The sequence below is a fragment of the Hyphomicrobium sp. D-2 genome (assembly GCF_029872155.1).
Classification (GTDB): Bacteria; Pseudomonadota; Alphaproteobacteria; order Rhizobiales; family Hyphomicrobiaceae; genus Hyphomicrobium_A.
Genome location: NZ_JARXLA010000008.1, coordinates 983293 through 1001823 on the forward strand (window position 1 = coordinate 983293; position 18531 = coordinate 1001823).

Sequence of the window (18531 nt, forward strand, 5' to 3'; positions counted from 1 at the left end):
TAAGGTGTCCGCCGCCAACGCGCGAGGCGCCGCACATGCAGCGCAAGAAAAGCCGCCCCGTGGAGTTGAGGCGGCTTTTATCAAATGATCGTCTTTGGCGGTCGAGGAGCGGTTGTGGCTGCGGCGACTGCCTAGGCAACCGGGCTTTTGATCCGGCTTGCCGCGCGTCGCCATCAGGTCGATTTCGCCGACAACAGAATGTCGTCGCCATCCTGCAGAATGGCCAGCAGCATGTCGGCGGCAGCCGCCAGTCGCCACGTGTAATAGGGCTGGATCGTCATCGCATCGAGCGGCGGAGTGTTCTCGCCAGCGATGAATTCCGTCAGGTGCAGCGGGGCGCGTGCGTTGGTGCCTTTGCAGCGCAGCAGGAAGTTCGGCTTTTCCATCGTGCCCGCCATCTGCACGTCGATCTCGCCCCCGCGCGGCAGGGCGGTGATCGCGCTGGCCAGAAGGTTCAGCAGCAACTTGGCCTTGTCCTTGGGCATATGGCCCGGCGTCACCTTCCAGACCAGCGTATGCTTGCCCTTGCCAATGAAGCCGCGCGAAATCTGTTCGCAGGTGCCAAGGTCGATGATGGCGCCGGCAGAGCCCGCCGCACCGAAAGCAAAACGGCAAAACTGGAGGCGCGCTGAGGCCTGTTCAGTGACGTTCCGAATGACGTCCAGAGCGTAATTCTTGGCCTCCTGATCGTCATCCTCATCGAGGATCTCGAGGCCATTATAGATGGCACCTACCGGGCCGATGACGTCGTGACAGATTTTGCTGGAGATGAGTGCAGCGAGTTCAAGGTCGGTCGGATTGGCGCGCTCGCCCATCAATGCCCCCTAAGCGAAAATTCGCGGTTCCGCATGACACAGCGGTTACAGCTGTCCAAAGTGCACGGCCGTTGGGCGAACGAAGGGCGATTTCGCATCCGCGAGCACAGCCTGAAGGCACAACCAGCAGGTATTGGCCGCTTGCGAAGTGTTCTTGCCTTCTGTTACACGCGCCGCAACGTCATGCAAACGTATGCCCGGTTATGCTGTTACTCCTGTCCACGAAGCAGCAGTGGCATCCATCCCGCATCCCGACCGCAACCCAACGGCGCGGAGCCGGATAAGCGAATCAAGGTACGAGCGGTTCATGAAGCTAGATGAATACCGCGGCTTGGTCGAGGCATTGCTGCCCGCCGTTCTCGCCGCCGGACGTATTGAAATGTCTCACTTCAAGTCCGGCGTCGAAGTTGAGACCAAAGCCGACAGGACGCCGGTTACCGTTGCTGACCAGGAAGCAGAAGAGGTGCTCATCAATGCTTTGCGTCAGGTCGCGCCAGGCATTCCGGTGATTGCCGAAGAGGAGGTTGCGGCCGGACGCGTACCTGAAATCGGCAGCACGTTCTTTCTGGTGGATCCGCTGGACGGCACCCGCGCGTTCATCAGCGGCAGCCCCGAATTCACCGTCAACATCGGGCTTGTTGTCGACCATCGCCCGGTGTTCGGCATCATCTATGCGCCGGCAAGTTCGGAACTGTTTGCAACGCTCAGCCCGCAGGAAGCGTTCGAAGCGCACATCAAGCCCGACGACAGCAATGCAACGCTTGCGTCCTGCAGCCTGACGCGGCTTGCAACGCGTGATCCCGATCGCGCTGCGCTGGTGGCGTTTGCCAGCCGCTCTCACGCCGCGCAGAATACGGATGAATTTCTGCAGCAGCTTCCGATCACTGAAAAGAAGCGCGCAAGCTCGTCGCTGAAGTTCTGTCTCATCGCGCGCGGCGAGGCTGATCTTTATGCGCGCCTTGGCCGAACCAGTGAGTGGGATACGGCGGCAGGGCAGGCGATCCTCAACGCTGCGGGCGGCTGTGTCACTACGCTCGATGGCGAACCGCTTTCCTATGGGAAGAGCACTGAGGGTTACGCCAATCCGCACTTCATTGCGTGGGGGCGCGAGCCATTGCTGCCGGTGCCGCAATAAGGCCACGCTGTAGCGCGCTGCGGCCACACTTTTGCGAACTTTCCGTTGCACGAGTTTGTTCTGTGATACGCGCGCTTATAAGCGCGGCCTGAACGAACAACTGCCGCTGTGGATGCCGCTAATGCTGGCGAGAGCCCGGCGCAAATAACGGATGATCATGGTGCTAACGGGCGCTCGCCACTTTTCCATCAGCATGCCAGCCAAGATGCAGGCCGCGTTTGCAACGCTTTTGCTGCTGACGATCGTTGCGGTTTGCGCAGGCGCGCCGTCTGCCTTTGCGCAGTCCGGAGGGGGCTATGGTGCCTATTCAGGCGGACGCACTGGCAACGATGCTTACGTGCCGCCTGCGGATGACGCTTATGTCCCGCCGCAGGATGGCTATGATCCGCCTCCCGGCGGTGCTGCGGGGCAGGCGCCCTACCGTCCAGGTGGCGCCTATTCCGAGGGCGATGGCTATCGACGCTATGATGGCGAACCTGGTGCCCGCCGCGATGGGCCGCCGCCAGGACCCCCACCGGCCTATGGCGACACCGATCCGGGCGGTTATGGCGAACCCTACCGTGCGCCCGGCGAACTCTATGAGCCGCCACCACGCTACGCCGATGACGGCCCGCGGGGTGGGGGCGGCTATTCGCAGGATGAGATCGTCGAGGCTGGCGGTCGCTTTTTTGGCTCGGTTACCAAGGGGCTTGCCAGCGTAATCGAGCACGCCTTCCGCAAATCCGGCCGGCCCAACGGCTATATTCTCGGTAACGACGGGGGTGGCGCTTTCATCGCCGGCCTGCGCTATGGCGAGGGCACGCTCTACACCAAGGATGCGGGCACGCACCGGGTATATTGGCAAGGTCCGTCAATCGGTTATGACTTCGGCGGCGAAGGCTCCAAGACCATGGTGCTGGTTTACAACCTGCAGCATCCCGATCAAATCTATGAGCGTTATGGCGGTGTGCAGGGCTCGGCGTATGTCGTCGGCGGCGTGGGCATCCAGTATCAGACCCATGGCAATGTAACCTTGGCGCCGATCCGTTCGGGAATCGGCCTCCGCCTAGGTGCCAATGTTGGATATTTGAAGTATACCCGCTCTCCGACGTGGAATCCGTTCTGAGTCGCCGTGCGACCACCGGCCGGCTTCCTGATGGCGCTGGGCGGGGGATGCAGAGCTATGTTGGCTTTGGCAATGAAGGCGTTGCTAAGCTGGCGGGCTCGTCGGATAATCCGCGAGTGTGATTTGATGGCCGGCACCGGGACCGGCAGCGAGGGGCGTGCGTTGCCTAGCTACGCGCAATCGAGGGCGCAGGCGTGATCACGATTGAGATGGTCATGCTCGCAGCGTTGGGCTTCCTCACGGCAGCGCTGCTGGCGCTGTTCGTCGCTCCGCTTTATCGAAAGCGGGTCGCCCGGCTCACAACCCGCGCGCTCAAGGCGTCCATGCCCGTCACCGAGGCGGAGATCCGGGCCGACAAGGATCGCCTGCGGGCTGAATTCGCCATTCAGATCCATAAGCTTGAGAAGAAGGTGGAAGAGGCCGCCGATGCCTCGGCCCGCCAGATGGTGGAGCTGAACCGCCGCGACGCCATCATCAGTGAGCTTGAAGGCGACGTTGCCGATCAGAGCGCGGCGCTGGAAGAACATGAAAACGCGCGCCGGGTTCTTGAACAGACAATTCTGGATCGCCTGCCGAAGGTGGAAGGCCGCCTGTCGGAAGCCCGCAAGCTGCTGTTCCAGCGCGATCGCGAGATCGTCACGCTGACCCAGTCGAGCGACAAGCAGACCCGCGCGCTTGAAGAAGCAACCCAGATCAACGCGCAGCAGTCAGATGAAGTCCATCGCCTGAAGGCAGCGCTGAGCACTCGCGCGGCCCGTAGCCGCGAAGGTTTTGCCGATCCGCGTTATGATGGCGAAGTGGCGCTGCGTACCGAGATTGAAGCGCTGCGTGCCAAGGCGCGTGAGCAGGCGGCACTGGTTGCGAAGCTGCAGTCGCAGCTTGCCAAGGCCGAGGCGGCTGCCGTCAATGGCGCCACTGCGGATGCAAAGCCCGGCAGCATTACGCTATCGGCCGATCCGGTGCGTCCGGCCAAGGTCATCGGCCGCAACGGTTCGATCTCGATGCGCTCCGCTGAGGACATTCCCGTCGATAAGCTCGACAATCAGGCGCAGGCGGAGTTTCGCCGCCTGAAGTCGATCAATCAGGATCAGGCGGCCGAGATTTCGCGCCTCAAGGCTGCGCTCGTCACCTATGAGGCCAGCGATCAGGACGATCGCGGCGTCAAGGAAAGCAAGATCGCCATGAAGGCGCGGCTGTCGGCGGTTTCGGCGCTGACCGAAGAGCAGGCCACCACGATCCAGGCGCTGCGGGCCGAGGTTGCTTCCAGTAACGAGAAGCTCGCCCGTCAGGCTGCCTACTTCATGGAAGAGATGCGCCGTCTGGGTTCGGTGCCGACGACCAAATCGCGCGGGGCGGAAAGCGCTGAGGCGCTGAAGCGTCCGCTGGCGGAGCGGATCAACGATCCCCGCGTCGCCCGGCTCGTCCGTGCGGCGGGTGAAACTGATCCAGCTGCTGCGTCTTCTGCTACTCAACCTCCCGCAATGCCGTCCGGCGCGGACGGTGAGGGTGCCGCAGAGCCCCGCCGTGTCGGCGGCTTCCTGAAGGCGCTGGATGCGGCTGCGCTTGAGGCCCCGATCGAGCATGTGTCAGACGCCATTGGCGAAGACAGTGACATCCAGCGCCCGCGCAAGGCACGGCTACTCGATCGCATCACCGGCCTCGACAAGAATTCCGCCTGACCAGACCATGATGGCTTCGGACCCTATCAGCCCGAAGCGTGAAACATCGGTCTAAAAAAGCTTCCGTGATCGCTTCGGACACCCGCTCCGACGGCGGCCCGCACATGTGCCGCGCCAATCATACGGCTGCATTCTTCTTTGACCGAAAACCATGCGCAAACTGGCGTGGATCCCGACCGTTGTCGGGATGACGGGGGGAGAAGGAGCGCGGTCCGCGCGCACCAATCAGCGCTGGCGGCCTGTTCTCCGCGCAGCGGAGTCGCCGGTGCGAGGGAGAATTATCATCGGCGGCCGGCTCCCCGGAGGAGAGTCGCCGATGACGAAGAGAGCAGTGTCGCCGGTGCAAAAAAAGGGCGCCGCATTCCCATGCAGCACCCTTAGATGTTGATTGCAGCGCGTCGCTGGCGAGGCAGGTAGCGGAGAGATGTGTCCCGCGCCGTTCCGCGCCCTCGTCCCGGGTATCAGCCGTTGTGAGCAGCAAACGTGGCGGCGTCCGGCGCAGGCTGCCATTCGCTGGCGTCCTTGGCCTTGCGCACGCGGCCATCGAACTGCGCGCCTTCCGCGATCATCAGGTTCTTCTGGGTGATGTCGCCATTGATGCGCGCGGTGGCATACAGCGCCACCGTTTCGCCGCGCAACTGGCCGTGGATCTCGCCGTGGATCGAGAGGTTGCGGGCCACCAGTGTGCCAGTCACCTTGCCCGTCTCGCTGACGGTGATGTCGTCGCCATGCACGTCACCGGCAATCTCGCCGGAAATGACAAGCGCGCTCTTGCAGATGAGTGTGATTTTCTGGCCGACGATCGCAAGGTCGGGGCCGATGACGGAGGCGTTCTTGGCGGGGGACATCATGGGATTTGCCGGGGCCACTTCGCGGATGCCTGCGGATGGCGGTGTGGCAATGCCAGCCGAAGGGGTGATTGGTGTGCCCGGCGCATTTACCGGCTTCTGATCTGGGTTAAATCCGCGGCCGAACACAACGTACCTCCTATGGCGGGCGCATGAAACCATGCGCGCGGAACATGCTCTGATGCCCTTGGCATGTCGAGAAATCTATCGGGGCTCATGGTTGCCAGTGAGGCCATACAGGGGTTTGGATAGATTTAACGTTAATCCGTTGCGTCATCCGTCGCTGCGCGTCCGGTTGATGTCCGGGCTCGCATCCGCACGCCGTCGTCGTACCGAGAACTGTCGCTGACAGACGAACAGTTTCAACAGCGGATCGGGTGCAATGATGCCATCCGCTCTGGGATGACCGTTCAGGAATGGCGCGCCCGGCCCGTGCAAAAAATCTGCCCTGAGATCGAGCTGCAACACTAGCCGCCATGGCGTTGCCGCCATTGTAGACTCCTCTCCGCACCCAACCTGAACTCGTTCCAATGGGGGCGTGCCGGGGTGCCGTTCTAAAAAATATTGTGGCGTTGAAGGGGGAGTGCGGCATGGCCGGCGGCTCGGGGGAAATTGATATCAAAGCACTGCCGAAGATGGTGCGTTGGTACAGTCCTGCGCATCTTGTCAGCACCGGCTGGCGTTCGGTCGTGTCGGAGATATTCGGTCAGTACGCTGACCAGCGCATCATGCAGGCAACCATCGACGGCTTCGCGCCGGAGGTGATGAAGTCTGTCATCAGCCGCTACGACTATGCCGATCTGCGCCAGCTTAGTGACGGCAACTCGGTGTGGTTCGACTATGTGGCCGACCTTGGCGACGGGTTCGATTCCACCTACGCCGTCGCGTCGCTCATCAGTGCGCCGCAACTGACGCTGGAGGGCGCGGGCACGTTGCCGGCACCGAAGCTGCTCATCATGGGCGGCGACCAAGTTTATCCATTCCCCACCCGTCAGGCCTATCGCGAGCGTTTCGCGATGCCGTATGCCACCGCGCTACCGCCCGCTGCCGATGGTGGCTGGCGCCGCAAGCTGTTTGTGCTGCCGGGCAATCACGACTGGTACGACGGTCTCAGCTCGTTCGATCACATGTTCTGTAAGGCGCGGTTTGGCCACGCCAGCGAGAACCGCATCGGCGGCTGGCTCTGTCCGCAGCACCGCAGCTATTTCGCGATCCGTCTGCCGCACAACTGGTGGATCTGGGGCGCCGACATCCAGCTGGCCCAGTATCTCGACGCCGGCCAGATCCTCTATTTCGAAAGCGTCGCCGAGGAAATGAAGCGCCATCCGACCGAGGCGCCGAAGGTCATCCTCTGCACGCCGGAGCCGAGCTGGAACTACGACCGCGACGAAAGCCTGCAGGGCGAAGACAATCTCGCCACCATCACCAAGATCGCCACCGATGCCGGCGCGCGCATTCCGGCCGTGCTGTCGGGCGATCTGCATCACTACAGCCGCTTCCATTCGGCGGAAACGGGCACCAGCTTCTTCACGTCCGGCGGCGGCGGTGCGTACTTCTCGCCCACCCATTATCTGAAAGACAAGCGCACCATCACCACCGCCACCGGTGAATCGATCGAGCTCGATCTGCGCTGCAAGATGAAAGACGGCGAGCGCACAGACGAGCCTTCGTGCTGGCCCTCGCGCGGCACCTGCCGCCGCCTCAGTCTGTCGACGCTCGGCTTCCCGTTCCGCAACTACGGTTATTCGGTTGCGCTTGGTTTCATCTACTGGGTCATCATCTGGATGTTCTCGACCACGCCCTACGGCGGCAAGACCGTGGGCGAGACGCTACTTTATGATCCCGAGTTCCACTGGTGGCCCGGCATCTTCCTGCTGGCACCGCTGGCGGCGGCAACCAACGTCGTGCTTGGCATATGGTGTCTCGGTCTGTGGGTGGTGCTGTACTTTTATTCCGACAGCGAGTGGGGCGGAAAGGCAAAGGCCGCGCTGGGCACGCTGCACTGGCTGGCGCACATCGCGATGATGATCGCGCTCTACTATGCCGTGTCCTACTTCTCGTTCTGGATGGTGGAAACCGCGTGGCCGCAGGCGCGTGAAGTGTTGCAGAATCTTGATCTGCGTACATCGCCCGATGTCCGCGAGCTGCTGCGCACCATCGTTATCTTCCCGCTGACGATGATCTTCATCGGCGGCATAGCGGCGGGCTTTGTGTGGGGTGCCTATCTCACGATCTGCTGTTTCATGGGGCTGCATTGCGACCAGGCGTTCGCTTCAATGGCGATCCCTGACTTCAAGAATTTCCTGCGCATCAAGGTGGAGCCGAACAAGGTCACGATCTACCCGATCGGGCTGCGACGTGCGCCACGGCGCTGGGCGTGGAAGCACGCCAAGGATCGCGGCCTGGGAGATTCCAGCGGGCCGTCGATCGTGACGTCGCGGCCGATGCGTCCCGAGCTGATCGAGAGCCCGATTGAAATTCGTGTCGGCGATTTGAAGCGACCGCGTCCGCGCGGGTCATCATTTGGCGTTTGATTTGTTTGTTCCGTGCGGGTGCCGCCAATAGGTTCCGCGCTGCCGATCTGGGGAGAGTAAAGGCGTATGCAGGGGCGGCTTTCGATGCCCGCTTCCAGGCTCAGGGCGCACTACGACGTTGTCGTGGTTGGCTCCGGGTACGGCGGAGGCGTTGCAGCGTCGCGTCTGGCGCGCTGTGGCCGCAAGGTCGCCGTGCTGGAGCGAGGGCGCGAGTTTCTGCCCGGCGATTTCCCCGATGGCGTCGCGGCCGCCAGCGCCGAAACGCAGCTCACCGGCACGCACGGCAGGATCGGCTCACCGCTGGCGCTGTTCGATGTCCGTGTCGGTAAGGATGTCGATGTGCTGATGGGCTGCGGTCTGGGCGGCACGTCGCTCATCAACGCCAATGTGTGCCTGATGCCCGATGCGCGCGTGTTTCAGGACGAAGCATGGCCGTTGCCGCTGCGCACCGACCGCCTGCTGGCGGAAGGCTTCGTGCGGGCGCGCCATATGCTGCGGCCTGAACCGTCGGCAAAGGCGCAAAGCTATCAGAAGGTGGCGGCACTGGATCTGGCGGCAAAAGCTTTCGACCGCAACGTGAAGCCCATTCCGTTGCATGTCGCCTTCAAGTCCGGCCCGAATGCTGCGGGTGTTGAGCAGCCCGCATGCACGGATTGCGGCGATTGCTGCGGCGGCTGCAATGTCGGCGCCAAGACGACAACCGCCTGCACCTACATCGCCGATGCGGCTGCCTTCGGTGCGGAGGTTTTTACCGGCGTTCAGGTGTTGTCGCTGGCGAAGGACGAGCACGACGGCTGGCGCGTGTCGGCAACGCCGACGGACGCCGATGCCGCGCGCGGCCAGCAGTATTTCATCACCGCCGAAGTGGTGGTGCTGGCTGCTGGTACGCTCGGCTCAACAGAAATCCTGCTCCGCTCGCAGCAGCAGCACGGGCTGGCTGTTTCGCCATGGCTGGGGCATCGCTTCACGTCGAACGGCGATGCGATCGCGTTTTCCTATAACAACGACATTCCGGTGAATGGCATCGGTATCGGTCATCCGCCGAAGGCGCAGGTGGCTCCCGTTGGCCAGGCGGTAAACGCGTTGATCGACATGCGCGATACGGCGGATGTGCGCGATGGCATCGCGATTTGCGAATGTGCGCTGCCCAGCTCGTTCGCGGCTGGCTTGCCCGCCATGCTGGCTCCAACAGCGGCAATCTTTGGCGAGCGTGAGAAGCGTACGTCGGCGGTGCAACTTGACGGGTTGCAGAACACCGTTGCCAGTCTCGTCAATGGCGCTTACAGCGGCGCTGTCCACAACTCGCAGACATTTCTGGCCGTCGGTCACGATGCCGGTGACGGTGTCATGCATCTTTATGATGATCGTCTCACGATAGAATGGGATGGTGCCCTCAATCAGGCCGCGTTCCAGAGTATCGATCAGGCGTTGCGCCGCGCCAGCTACGCCACGGGCGGCACCTATATCCGCAATCCGGTGTCGCAGAAGGCGTTGGGTGGCAATCCCATGACGGTGCATCCGCTCGGCGGCTGTGTGATGGGAGAGAGTTCCGCGACCGGCGTCGTCAATCACAAGGGGCAGGTGTTCGACGCCAGCGTCGAAGCCAATCCCGACGCGATCCATCGCGGGCTTTATGTCTGCGATGGCGCGGTTGTTCCGTGCCCGCTGGGCATACATCCCTTGCTGACGATCACGGCGCTGGCCGAGCGCGCGATGATTTTGATGGCAGAAGAATACGGTTGGGAAATGCGCGAGGAAAGCGCGCCGATGCAGGTGCCATCGCCAGATGCGGCGACGGTTGCAGCGGTGGCTATCGCGGCGCCTTCCTCTCAGCGTCCCTGGTTTGCGCGCTGGCTTAGACGCGCGCCGCAACCGGCCAATGGAGAATAATAATGCGGCGCCTGTCCAAGTCTGTTGCTGATCTGAAGCTGCGTTATGACGTCGTCGTTGTCGGCTCCGGCTATGGCGGCGGCGTTACCGCCTCGCGCATGGCGCGAGCCGGCAAGCGCGTTGCAGTGCTGGAACGCGGACAGGAGTTTGCCATCGGCGATTTCCCCGACCGCATGATCGAGGCGCAGGAGCAGTTTCAGGTCTCGCGCGAAGGTCAGCGCGTCTCGGGTTCGCCCTCGGCGCTGTATGATCTGCGGCTCGGCAAGGACATCCACGTGTTCGTCGGTTGCGGCCTCGGTGGCGGTTCGCTGGTGAACGCCAACGTCTCGCTGCCGCCCGATCCGCGCGTGTGGGACGACCCCGTCTGGCCGCCGGAGCTGGCGCAGGATCAGACCCGGCAGGAGGGCTTCGCGCGCGCGATGGATGTGCTGCGTCCGGTGCCGTACGAAGGGCCGAAGCTGGACAAGCTGCACGCTCTTGGCATCAGCGGCAACGCGTTCCACCGAGACATCACGCGCCCGCCGATCAACGTAACGCTGAAGAAGCAGGTGAATTACGCGGGCGTTGAACAGCCCGCATGCACGCTGTGCGGTGACTGCTGTTCGGGCTGCAACGTCGGCGCCAAAAACACCGTGCAGGTGACATACATCGCCGATGCGTTTCAGCATGGCGCTGAGATCTTCACCGAAATGCGCGTTACGCATGTGCTGCCGGAGCGCGGCCGCTGGCGCATTTTCTTCGAAGCAATCGGCCACGACCGCGAAAAGTTTTCCGCCGCTGATCAGTCGATCACCGCCGATGTCGTTGTGCTCGCTGCGGGTACGCTCGGCTCGACCGAAATCCTGTTGCGTTCGCGTCAGGAGGGGCTTGCGGTTTCCGATCAGCTCGGCGAACGCTTCACCGGCAACGGCGATGTGCTGGCCTTCGCCTACAACAACGATGTGCGCATCAACGGTATCGGTGTGGGCGATCCGCCGGTGGCCGATACCGGTCCGGTTGGTCCGTGCATCTCCGGCATGATCGATCTGCGTAACACCGAGAACCTTGAAGACGGCATCGTCATTGAGGAAGGCTCGCTTCCATCCGCCCTCGCGCCCATCCTGCCCGCACTGCTGACCATCGGCGGCGACAAGCTGGGCGAGGATACCGATCGCGGCGTCGTCGATTTTCTGGCGGAGCGCAAACGCCGTCGCGAAAGTCTGCTGTTCGGCGCCTATCAGGGCGCGGTCAACAACACGCAGACCTATCTCGTCATGAGCCATGATGATGGCAAGGGCCGCATCGCGCTTGATAACGGACGGCTGAAGCTGGTGTGGCCCAAGGTGGCGCAACAGTCGATTTTCGACAAGGTCGATCGCACGCTGCGCCGCGCCACGCTGGCGACGGGCGGCAACTACATCCGCAATCCGCTCACCGAAACAATTCTTGGCAACAACCTCATCACTGTGCATCCGCTCGGCGGCTGTGCGATGGGGCACGACCGCACCAACGGCGTTGTCAATCACAAGTGCCAGGTGTTCGATGCGCGGCCCGATGCGCCCGCCAACGCGGTGCACGCCGGCCTTTATGTGTGCGATGGCTCGGTCATTCCGCGCCCGCTCGGCGTCAATCCGTTGCTGACGATCACGGCACTGTCCGAACGCGCGATGATCCATCTGGCGAAGGATCGCGGCTGGGATTTCTCCGATGCGCAGCGTCACGATCTGCCGTTGCTGGTTGCCGCGCCGCAGGGGCGTGAAACAACCCGCCCGGCCGGCGTCGAGTTCACCGAGCGTATGGCGGGCTTCGTCTCGCCGGCCGTTGCATTGCCCCATGAAACGGCAGCACGGCGCGGCAAGGAAGAAGGCCATCCGTGTAATTTCACGCTCACGGTCATCATCGATGACGTTGATCGTTTCGTCGCTGACCCTCAGCGTTCGGGCCGCATCGTCGGTACGGTGGAATGCTCGGCGCTCTCGCCCGAACCGCTGGAAATATTCGACGGTAAATTCAATCTGATGCGCGTTGACGAAGCCGCCGTCGAAACCAAACGTTTCGACTATCGCTTCTCGCTCGCAGCGCGCGATGGTTCGGAATATTATTTCGATGGCCACAAGGTCGTGCGCTCCGATGCAACTCTCGATCTGTGGCGCGATACAACGCGTCTCAACATCGACATTGCGCGCGGTGGCCAGGGTCAGTTCGGTCCGCTGGCGCGGGGCATGCTGGAGATCGCACCGTCCGACTTCTACGTGCAGATGCAGACGCTGCGTGGAACGGGCGGCGCCAACACTGCCGATCGCATGCGCGCAGTCGGCAAGTTTGGGCGCTTCTTCAGTCGCGAGCTGTTCGACACCTACGGCGGCGTGCTGGCACGCACCGGCCGTTATGACGCGCTCAACCCGCGCAAGAAACGCACCCTGCGCGTGCCCGAACCGGAAGTGCATCTGGTGCGTACGGAAGACGGCAAAACGCTGAAGCTCACGCGTTATCGCGGCGGCGCCAAAGGTCCGGTGGTGCTGATGCATGGTCTGGGCGTCTCCAGCCTCATCTTCTCCATCGACACCATCGAGACCAACCTGCTCGAATATCTCGTTGCCGAGGGGTACGACTGCTGGCTGCTCGACTATCGCGCCAGTGTCGATCTGCCGTATGCGCATGAACTGTGGAGCGCCGATGATGTGGCGATCCGCGATTATCCGGCAGCGCTGGCGAAGGTGCGCGGCATCACGCGTGCGCCGACGGTGCAGGTCATCGCCCATTGCTTCGGCGCCACCACCTTCACGATGTCGATGCTGGCGGGGCTTGAGGGCGTGCGCTCAGCTGTGATTTCGCAGATCTCTACCGACTACGTGGTGCCGTTCTTCCCGCAGCGTATGCTGGCTTATCTGCGTGCGCCGGAGTTGTTTGAGGCCATCGGCATCGATGTTGTGAATGCGCGTGCCACCACGGCCGATCCGCTGCGTGAACGTGTGCTGGATAAAGTTCTGCAGATGATCGTGCCGGTGCCCCGTTCCGAGCGCACGCGCGAAGCCACCAGCAATCGCATCACGGCGCTGTACGGCAGGCTTTACAACCTTGCGCAGTTGAACGACGCGACGATCACGTCAGGGCTGGCGGAGATGTTCGGTGAAGCGAATATCGAGGCCTTCCGTCACCTCGCGCTGCTGACGCGCGAAGGCAAGCTGCTGGATGCTGAAGGCCGCGATGTTTACCTGCCAAATCTGGAGCGCATGGCGTTGCCGATCCTATTTGTGCACGGTGGCGATAACGCCTGCTTCCGGCCGGAAAGCACCGCGCGCACAATTGATCGATTGGCGGCGGTCAACGGGCGGCAGCTTTACGACCGTCATGTCATTCCGGGGTATGGGCACATCGACTGCATCTTCGGCAAAAACGCCTCGCACGATGTTTATCCGCTGATCGCCGCGCATCTCGACAAGACGGCCGACATCTAGCGCACTACGCGCTCGGCGGCCGGCTCTCCGGAGGAGAGTCGCCGAGCGCAATCAAACAGCTGCTCCGCTCGGCGGCCGGCTCTCCGAAGGAGAGTCGCCGAGCGCAATCAAAAAGCGATGCGTGCGCGCGTGGCATCCTTCATCAGATCGCGAAACGCTTCACCCGAGATGCGCACCAGACTGCGGTGGTCGCCGCCTTCCAGATAGACGTTCGGCTGATCGTCGAAGCTTTCATCAAGGAACGCGTCGACGGCGTAGGGCTCGGCCAGCGGTGGCACGGCACCCAGATCGCAGTCAGGGAACAGCTCGGTAATCTCATCTTCGTTGGCCAGCGTCACCGGGCACCGCAGCATGTTCTCAATCACGTCGAGGCGCACGCGCGCGGTCGCCGGTACAACCGCCAATATGTACCCGCCCTCGCGCGTCAGCACGACAGCCTTGGCGATCCTCTCGCCGGGAACGTGGCTGGCACGCGCGGTATCGACGGCGCAGTGCGTGCGCTTGTGGCGCTGGATGACGTAGGGGACGTGGCGGTCGTCGAGGTATTCCTGCAGCGTCAATGCGATGCCCATGGCAATCCTCCTCCCAACTCAGCAGCGCGCAGCCCCGCAAACACTCTTCAAGGCATACGTCTGTGCGCTGATGATAGGCAGGAGCCACGGCGCTGCAAGTTAATCGTGGCGAGATGCGCGCGTTGCCTAATCAAGGCTTGCGCGAGGGGCGACAGTTTTCCGCTTGTTCAGGCGGGATGCTGAGGAGACGGCCGAGCGGAAAGCGCATGCCGACGACAATCAGCAACACGGCTGCCTGCCATATCAACGCGGAGCGTGCGCCCGGCGCCCAAGGCAGGCAGGCTGAACCGAGTTTGGCCGGACCGCTTACTTTTTGTCGCTGAGCGCCGCAGTGACGAGCGGCGAGAGACCTTCCGCGCCACCGTCGATGTATTCGTAGATCTGCTTGCGCATCCGTGGCTCCCAGAAGCTGTGGATGTGGCCGTGAATGCCCTTCAGGGCCTCGGCGCGCGTATAGGGTTCGTAGAAGGCCGCGATCTGGTTGGCCATGCGGATCATGTCGCGGTTTTCCATAGCGATAGAGCTTTCCGGTCGTTCAGGAGTTGAGAATTACAACGCGCTCACCGGCGGGTGAGGCGACGAAAAGGTTTGCCTTGCGGGCAATTTCCAATGCCAGCGCCGTTGGCGCCGAAACCGTAACCAGCGCACCAATGCCATAGGTGGCCGACTTCTGCACCAGTTCGAAACTGCAGCGGCTCGTCATCAGCACAAAGCCGCCCGTCAGTTCCACGTTTGCATCGGCCATCGCGCCGATCAGCTTGTCCAGCGCGTTGTGCCGGCCGACATCCTCACGCACCAGCAAGATCTCGCCATCCAGCGTAACCCAGGCCGCGCCATGCACAGTGCGGTTGAAGCGGTTCATCGTCTGCCGCCGGGGCAGTTCGCGCGCCGCCTTCAGTATTGCTGCCGCCGAAGGCCGAACGGTATGCGGCACCGGCTTGGTCACGCGCACCACATCGGCGATGTTCTCAACCCCGCACAGCCCGCAACCGGAACGCCCTTCGATCGAGCGGCGCGGCATGCGCGCTTCAGCCAGCGCTTCCTCATCGATGGCGATATCAACCGCGAAGCCGTTCTCGACCGGCATCACCAGCACGCCAAGAATATCGGAGCGACGCTCGACGATGCCTTCCGCCAGCACGAAGCCGATGCCGAAGTCGGTCAGGTTGGCGGGGGTCGCCATCATCACCGTGTAGGGCTCGGTGTTGATCTGCACGGCGACGGCCACTTCCTCGGGAAGCTGCCACACCAGCGGTTCAGCGTTGCCTGCCGCATCGACCGCTATGGCCTCCAGCGGAACGGAGCACATATCCGCCGCAGCCAACGGCTGCCTGGCAGGGCGTCCCTGTCCGGCGGCATCCGGTTCATCAGCCCGTGGCGCATCGGTCTTGAGATTATCGGCCATTGCAGCGGCCATTTTTGTCATCGGCTGCGCAGTAGTCATCGGCGTGAGGCTCCGCGTGGCAATCGACAGAACGGCCACCTGCTATGGCTAACCGACGCCGATCCTCGCAGAAAAGCAAGGCGCGTGAGCTTTTGAAAATTTCAAACACTCACGCGCCCGCCGTTTCTCTCTTCGAATGTCTGCCGCGCCTATTCGGCGGCGACAAGCGGCTTCTCGATGCGCTTGTTCTCGCGCTCGCGCACTTCCCACTCGTCCTGCCAGTCGGAAGGACGGTTGGACGGCGTCACCTGCACCGCCGTCACCTTGTACTCGGGGCAGTTGGTTGCCCAGTCCGAGTTCTCGGTGGTGATGACGTTAGCGCCGTTCATCGGGAAGTGGAACGTGGTGTGCACCACGCCCGGCGGCACACGCTCGGAGATCTTGGCGCGCATGGTCGTTCCGCCCATACGGCTGGTCAGCGAGATCGTCATGCCATCGCGGATGCCGCGCATTTCTGCATCGGACGCGTGGATCTCCAGAATGTCCTCGCCATAGAACACAACGTTCTCGGTGCGCCGCGTCTGGGCGCCGACGTTGTACTGGCTGAGGATGCGGCCCGTGGTGAGGATCAGCGGGAAGTTGCGGTTCGAGCGCTCGGAGGTCGGAACGAACTCCGTCAGCATGAACCGGCCCTTGCCGCGCGTGAACTCCTCAATGTGCATGATCGGGGTGCCGTCCGGCGCCTCGTCGTTGCACGGCCACTGGATGCTGCCGACTTCGTCCAGACGCTTGAACGAGATGTGCTGGAACGTCGGCGTCAGCGCGGAGATTTCGTCCATGATGGCCGATGCCGATGTGTACATCATCGGATAGCCCATGGCGGTCGCCAGACGACCCACGATTTCCCACTCGGCCATGCCCTGCTTCTCACGCATCACCGGACGCACGCGGTTCACGCGGCGCTCGGCGTTGGTGAAGGTGCCGTCCTTCTCAAGGAAGGAAGTGCACGGCAGGAACACATGTGCGTAGGCGGCCGTCTCGTTCAGGAACAGGTCCTGGACGACGCAGATCTCCAGCGATTCCATCGCGTGGGTGACGTGGTTCGTGTTCGGGTCGGACTGAACGATATCCTCGCCGTGCACGAACAGGCCCTTGAAGGTGCCGCTGGCGGCGCTGTCGAACATGTTCGGAATGCGCAGGCCCGGCTCGCCGGAGAGCTTCACGCCCCACTGCTTTTCGAACAGGTGACGCGTAGCTTCGTCCGACACGTGGCGATAGCCGGGGAACTCGTGCGGGAACGAGCCCATGTCGCACGAACCCTGCACGTTGTTCTGGCCGCGCAGCGGGTTCACGCCAACGCCGTCGCGTCCGATGTTGCCCGTTGCCATGGCGAGGTTGGCAATCGCCATCACGGTCGTGGAGCCCTGGCTGTGCTCGGTAACACCCAGACCGTAGTAGATGGCGCCGTTGCCGCCGGTGGCGAACAGGCGCGCTGCTGCGCGGATGTCGGCAGCCGGAACGCCGGTCAGGTCTTCCGTTGCTTCAGGCGAGTGCTTCTCGTCGGAGATAAACTTCTCCCAACGGGCGAAGTCTTCCTTGTCGCAACGCGAGTTGATGAAGCTGCGGTCCACCAGGCCTTCCGTCACGACTACGTGGCTCAGTGCGTTCAGCACGGCGACGTTGGTCGAGGGGCGGAGCTGCAGATGGTAGTCAGCCGTTACGTGCGGGCTCTTCACCAGATCGATGCGGCGCGGATCGACGACGATCAGCTTCGCGCCTTCGCGCAGGCGCTTCTTCATGCGCGAGCCGAACACCGGATGCGCATCGGTCGGATTGGCGCCAACGACCAGGATCACGTCGGAATGGTCGACGCTCTTGAAGTCCTGCGTGCCGGCGCTTTCACCGAACGTCTGCTTCAGGCCATAGCCGGTAGGCGAGTGGCAAACACGGGCGCAGGTGTCGACGTTGTTGTTGCCGAACGCGGCGCGGATCATGCGCTGCACGGCGTAGACTTCCTCGTTGGTCGTGCGCGAGGAGGTGATGCCGCCGATGGAATCCTTGCCGTACTTTGCCTGAACCGCCTTGAAGCGGTCGGCGGCGTACTGGATGGCTTCGTCCCAGGAAACTTCGCGCCACGGATCGGTGATCTTCTCACGGATCATCGGGCTCAGGATGCGGTCCTTGTGGGTCGCGTAACCGAATGCGAAGCGGCCCTTCACGCACGAATGGCCCTCGTTGGCGCCCCCGTCCTTGTAGGGGACCATGCGAACAACGCGCTCGCCCTGCATCTCGGTCTTGAACGAGCAGCCGACGCCGCAATAGGCGCAGGTTGTTACGATCGAGTGCTCCGGCTGGCCATGATCCACCACCGACTTTTCAATCAGCGTGGCGGTGGGGCAGGCCTGTACGCAGGCGCCGCACGACACGCATTCGGAGGCGAGGAAGTCCTCGTCCATGCCGGCTGCAACGTGCGAGGCAAAGCCACGGCCGTCGATGGTCAGCGCGAACGTGCCCTGCACTTCTTCGCAGGCGCGTACGCAGCGCGAGCAGACGATGCACTTGGCGGGCTCGAACTGGAAGTAAGGATTCGACAGATCCTTCGGCTGCCGCATCTCGTTCTGCTCGCCGTTCTTGCGGGCGAACACGTGATTGGCGCCGTCATAACCGTAGCGGACTTCACGCAGGCCAACTTCACCGGCCATGTCCTGCAGTTCGCAGTCGCCGTTGGCAGCGCAGGTCAGGCAGTCCAGCGGGTGGTCGGAGATGTAAAGCTCCATCACGCCCTTGCGGATCTTGGCCAGGCGGTCGTTCTGCGTCGTCACCTTGATGCCTGCAGCAACCGGCGTGGTGCACGATGCGGGCGTGCCGCGGCGGCCTTCGATCTCGACGAGACAAAGACGGCACGAGCCATACGGATCGAGGCTGTCGGTGGCGCACAGCTTCGGCACCATGATGCCAAGCTCCGCCGCCGCGCGCATGATGGACGTGCCGTCCGGCACCGTCACTTCACGGCCGTCGATCTCCAGCGTCACCATTCTGTTGTCGACCGCGTGGGCGGCCTTGGTGCCGAAGTCTTTTTCTTTGATAAGCGTCAGTGGCTGGGTTTCGCTCGTCATGGCGTTGCCTCGCATC

The 18531-nt window shown here is 62.8% G+C and carries 11 protein-coding genes and 1 pseudogene; 6 read left to right on the forward strand and 6 right to left on the reverse strand.

Going from position 1 to position 18531, the window contains the following annotated elements:
* Positions 1 to 173: 173 nt before the first annotated feature.
* Complete coding sequence (locus tag QEZ49_RS16995) at positions 174 to 815, reverse strand: histidine phosphotransferase family protein (RefSeq protein ID WP_280388525.1); 642 nt, start codon at positions 813 to 815, stop codon at positions 174 to 176.
* Positions 816 to 1122: 307 nt separating this feature from the next.
* Here QEZ49_RS16995 and cysQ point away from each other — a divergent pair, with 307 nt between their 5' ends.
* The 3 genes and pseudogenes from cysQ (at position 1123) to QEZ49_RS17010 (ending at position 4734) form a co-directional block, all read left to right on the forward strand.
* Positions 1123 to 1950 carry a 3'(2'),5'-bisphosphate nucleotidase CysQ gene (cysQ, locus tag QEZ49_RS17000; RefSeq protein ID WP_280388526.1) on the forward strand — a complete coding sequence of 276 codons (828 nt, stop codon included), beginning with the start codon at positions 1123 to 1125 and terminating at the stop codon, positions 1948 to 1950.
* 637 nt (positions 1951 to 2587) lie between these two features.
* Positions 2588 to 3055 (forward strand): annotated as a pseudogene (locus QEZ49_RS17005) (DUF1134 domain-containing protein); the annotation flags it as partial.
* Between the two features lie 215 nt (positions 3056 to 3270).
* Positions 3271 to 4734 (forward strand): hypothetical protein, encoded by a 1464-nt coding sequence (locus QEZ49_RS17010; RefSeq protein WP_280388527.1) that lies wholly within the window; start codon positions 3271 to 3273, stop codon positions 4732 to 4734.
* Positions 4735 to 5195: 461 nt separating this feature from the next.
* Here QEZ49_RS17010 and QEZ49_RS17015 read toward each other — a convergent pair whose 3' ends face one another.
* The gene (locus QEZ49_RS17015; RefSeq protein ID WP_068460557.1) at positions 5196 to 5711 is read right to left on the reverse strand and encodes a polymer-forming cytoskeletal protein; all 516 of its coding nucleotides are present in this window, start codon (positions 5709 to 5711) and stop codon (positions 5196 to 5198) included.
* A 461-nt stretch (positions 5712 to 6172) separates the two neighbouring features.
* Between QEZ49_RS17015 and QEZ49_RS17020 the strand changes: the two genes are divergently transcribed.
* The 3 genes from QEZ49_RS17020 to QEZ49_RS17030 all read left to right on the forward strand — a co-directional run bounded on the left by QEZ49_RS17020 (position 6173) and on the right by QEZ49_RS17030 (position 13443).
* The gene (locus QEZ49_RS17020) at positions 6173 to 8116 is read left to right on the forward strand and encodes a metallophosphoesterase (protein WP_280388528.1); all 1944 of its coding nucleotides are present in this window, start codon (positions 6173 to 6175) and stop codon (positions 8114 to 8116) included.
* A 66-nt stretch (positions 8117 to 8182) separates the two neighbouring features.
* A complete protein-coding gene (locus QEZ49_RS17025; RefSeq protein WP_280388529.1) occupies positions 8183 to 10006 on the forward strand; it encodes a GMC family oxidoreductase N-terminal domain-containing protein in 1824 nt (607 codons plus the stop codon).
* A 2-nt stretch (positions 10007 to 10008) separates the two neighbouring features.
* The gene (locus QEZ49_RS17030) at positions 10009 to 13443 is read left to right on the forward strand and encodes an alpha/beta fold hydrolase (protein WP_280388530.1); all 3435 of its coding nucleotides are present in this window, start codon (positions 10009 to 10011) and stop codon (positions 13441 to 13443) included.
* Positions 13444 to 13550: 107 nt separating this feature from the next.
* Here the strand turns inward: QEZ49_RS17030 and QEZ49_RS17035 are convergent, their stop codons facing one another.
* The 4 genes from QEZ49_RS17035 to fdhF form a co-directional block, all read right to left on the reverse strand.
* Positions 13551 to 14015 carry a YbaK/EbsC family protein gene (locus QEZ49_RS17035; protein ID WP_280388531.1) on the reverse strand — a complete coding sequence of 155 codons (465 nt, stop codon included), beginning with the start codon at positions 14013 to 14015 and terminating at the stop codon, positions 13551 to 13553.
* A 306-nt stretch (positions 14016 to 14321) separates the two neighbouring features.
* Positions 14322 to 14528 carry a formate dehydrogenase subunit delta gene (locus QEZ49_RS17040; protein WP_280388532.1) on the reverse strand — a complete coding sequence of 69 codons (207 nt, stop codon included), beginning with the start codon at positions 14526 to 14528 and terminating at the stop codon, positions 14322 to 14324.
* Positions 14529 to 14550: 22 nt separating this feature from the next.
* Complete coding sequence (fdhD, locus tag QEZ49_RS17045) at positions 14551 to 15459, reverse strand: formate dehydrogenase accessory sulfurtransferase FdhD (protein WP_280388533.1); 909 nt, start codon at positions 15457 to 15459, stop codon at positions 14551 to 14553.
* A 149-nt stretch (positions 15460 to 15608) separates the two neighbouring features.
* Positions 15609 to 18494, reverse strand: coding sequence for a formate dehydrogenase subunit alpha (gene fdhF, locus QEZ49_RS17050; RefSeq protein WP_280388588.1), 2886 nt, complete (start codon positions 18492 to 18494; stop codon positions 15609 to 15611).
* Between the last annotated feature and the right edge of the window lie 37 nt (positions 18495 to 18531).

Coding starts and splice junctions, on each gene's coding strand:
- fdhD (WP_280388533.1), bottom strand. CDS start 15,459: ATGACTACTGCGCAGCCGATGACAAAAATGGCCGCTGCAATGGCCGAT.
- QEZ49_RS16995 (WP_280388525.1), bottom strand. CDS start 815: ATGGGCGAGCGCGCCAATCCGACCGACCTTGAACTCGCTGCACTCATC.
- QEZ49_RS17025 (WP_280388529.1), top strand. CDS start 8,183: ATGCAGGGGCGGCTTTCGATGCCCGCTTCCAGGCTCAGGGCGCACTAC.
- QEZ49_RS17010 (WP_280388527.1), top strand. CDS start 3,271: ATGCTCGCAGCGTTGGGCTTCCTCACGGCAGCGCTGCTGGCGCTGTTC.
- QEZ49_RS17035 (WP_280388531.1), bottom strand. CDS start 14,015: ATGGGCATCGCATTGACGCTGCAGGAATACCTCGACGACCGCCACGTC.
- cysQ (WP_280388526.1), top strand. CDS start 1,123: ATGAAGCTAGATGAATACCGCGGCTTGGTCGAGGCATTGCTGCCCGCC.
- QEZ49_RS17020 (WP_280388528.1), top strand. CDS start 6,173: ATGGCCGGCGGCTCGGGGGAAATTGATATCAAAGCACTGCCGAAGATG.
- QEZ49_RS17030 (WP_280388530.1), top strand. CDS start 10,009: ATGCGGCGCCTGTCCAAGTCTGTTGCTGATCTGAAGCTGCGTTATGAC.
- QEZ49_RS17040 (WP_280388532.1), bottom strand. CDS start 14,528: ATGGAAAACCGCGACATGATCCGCATGGCCAACCAGATCGCGGCCTTC.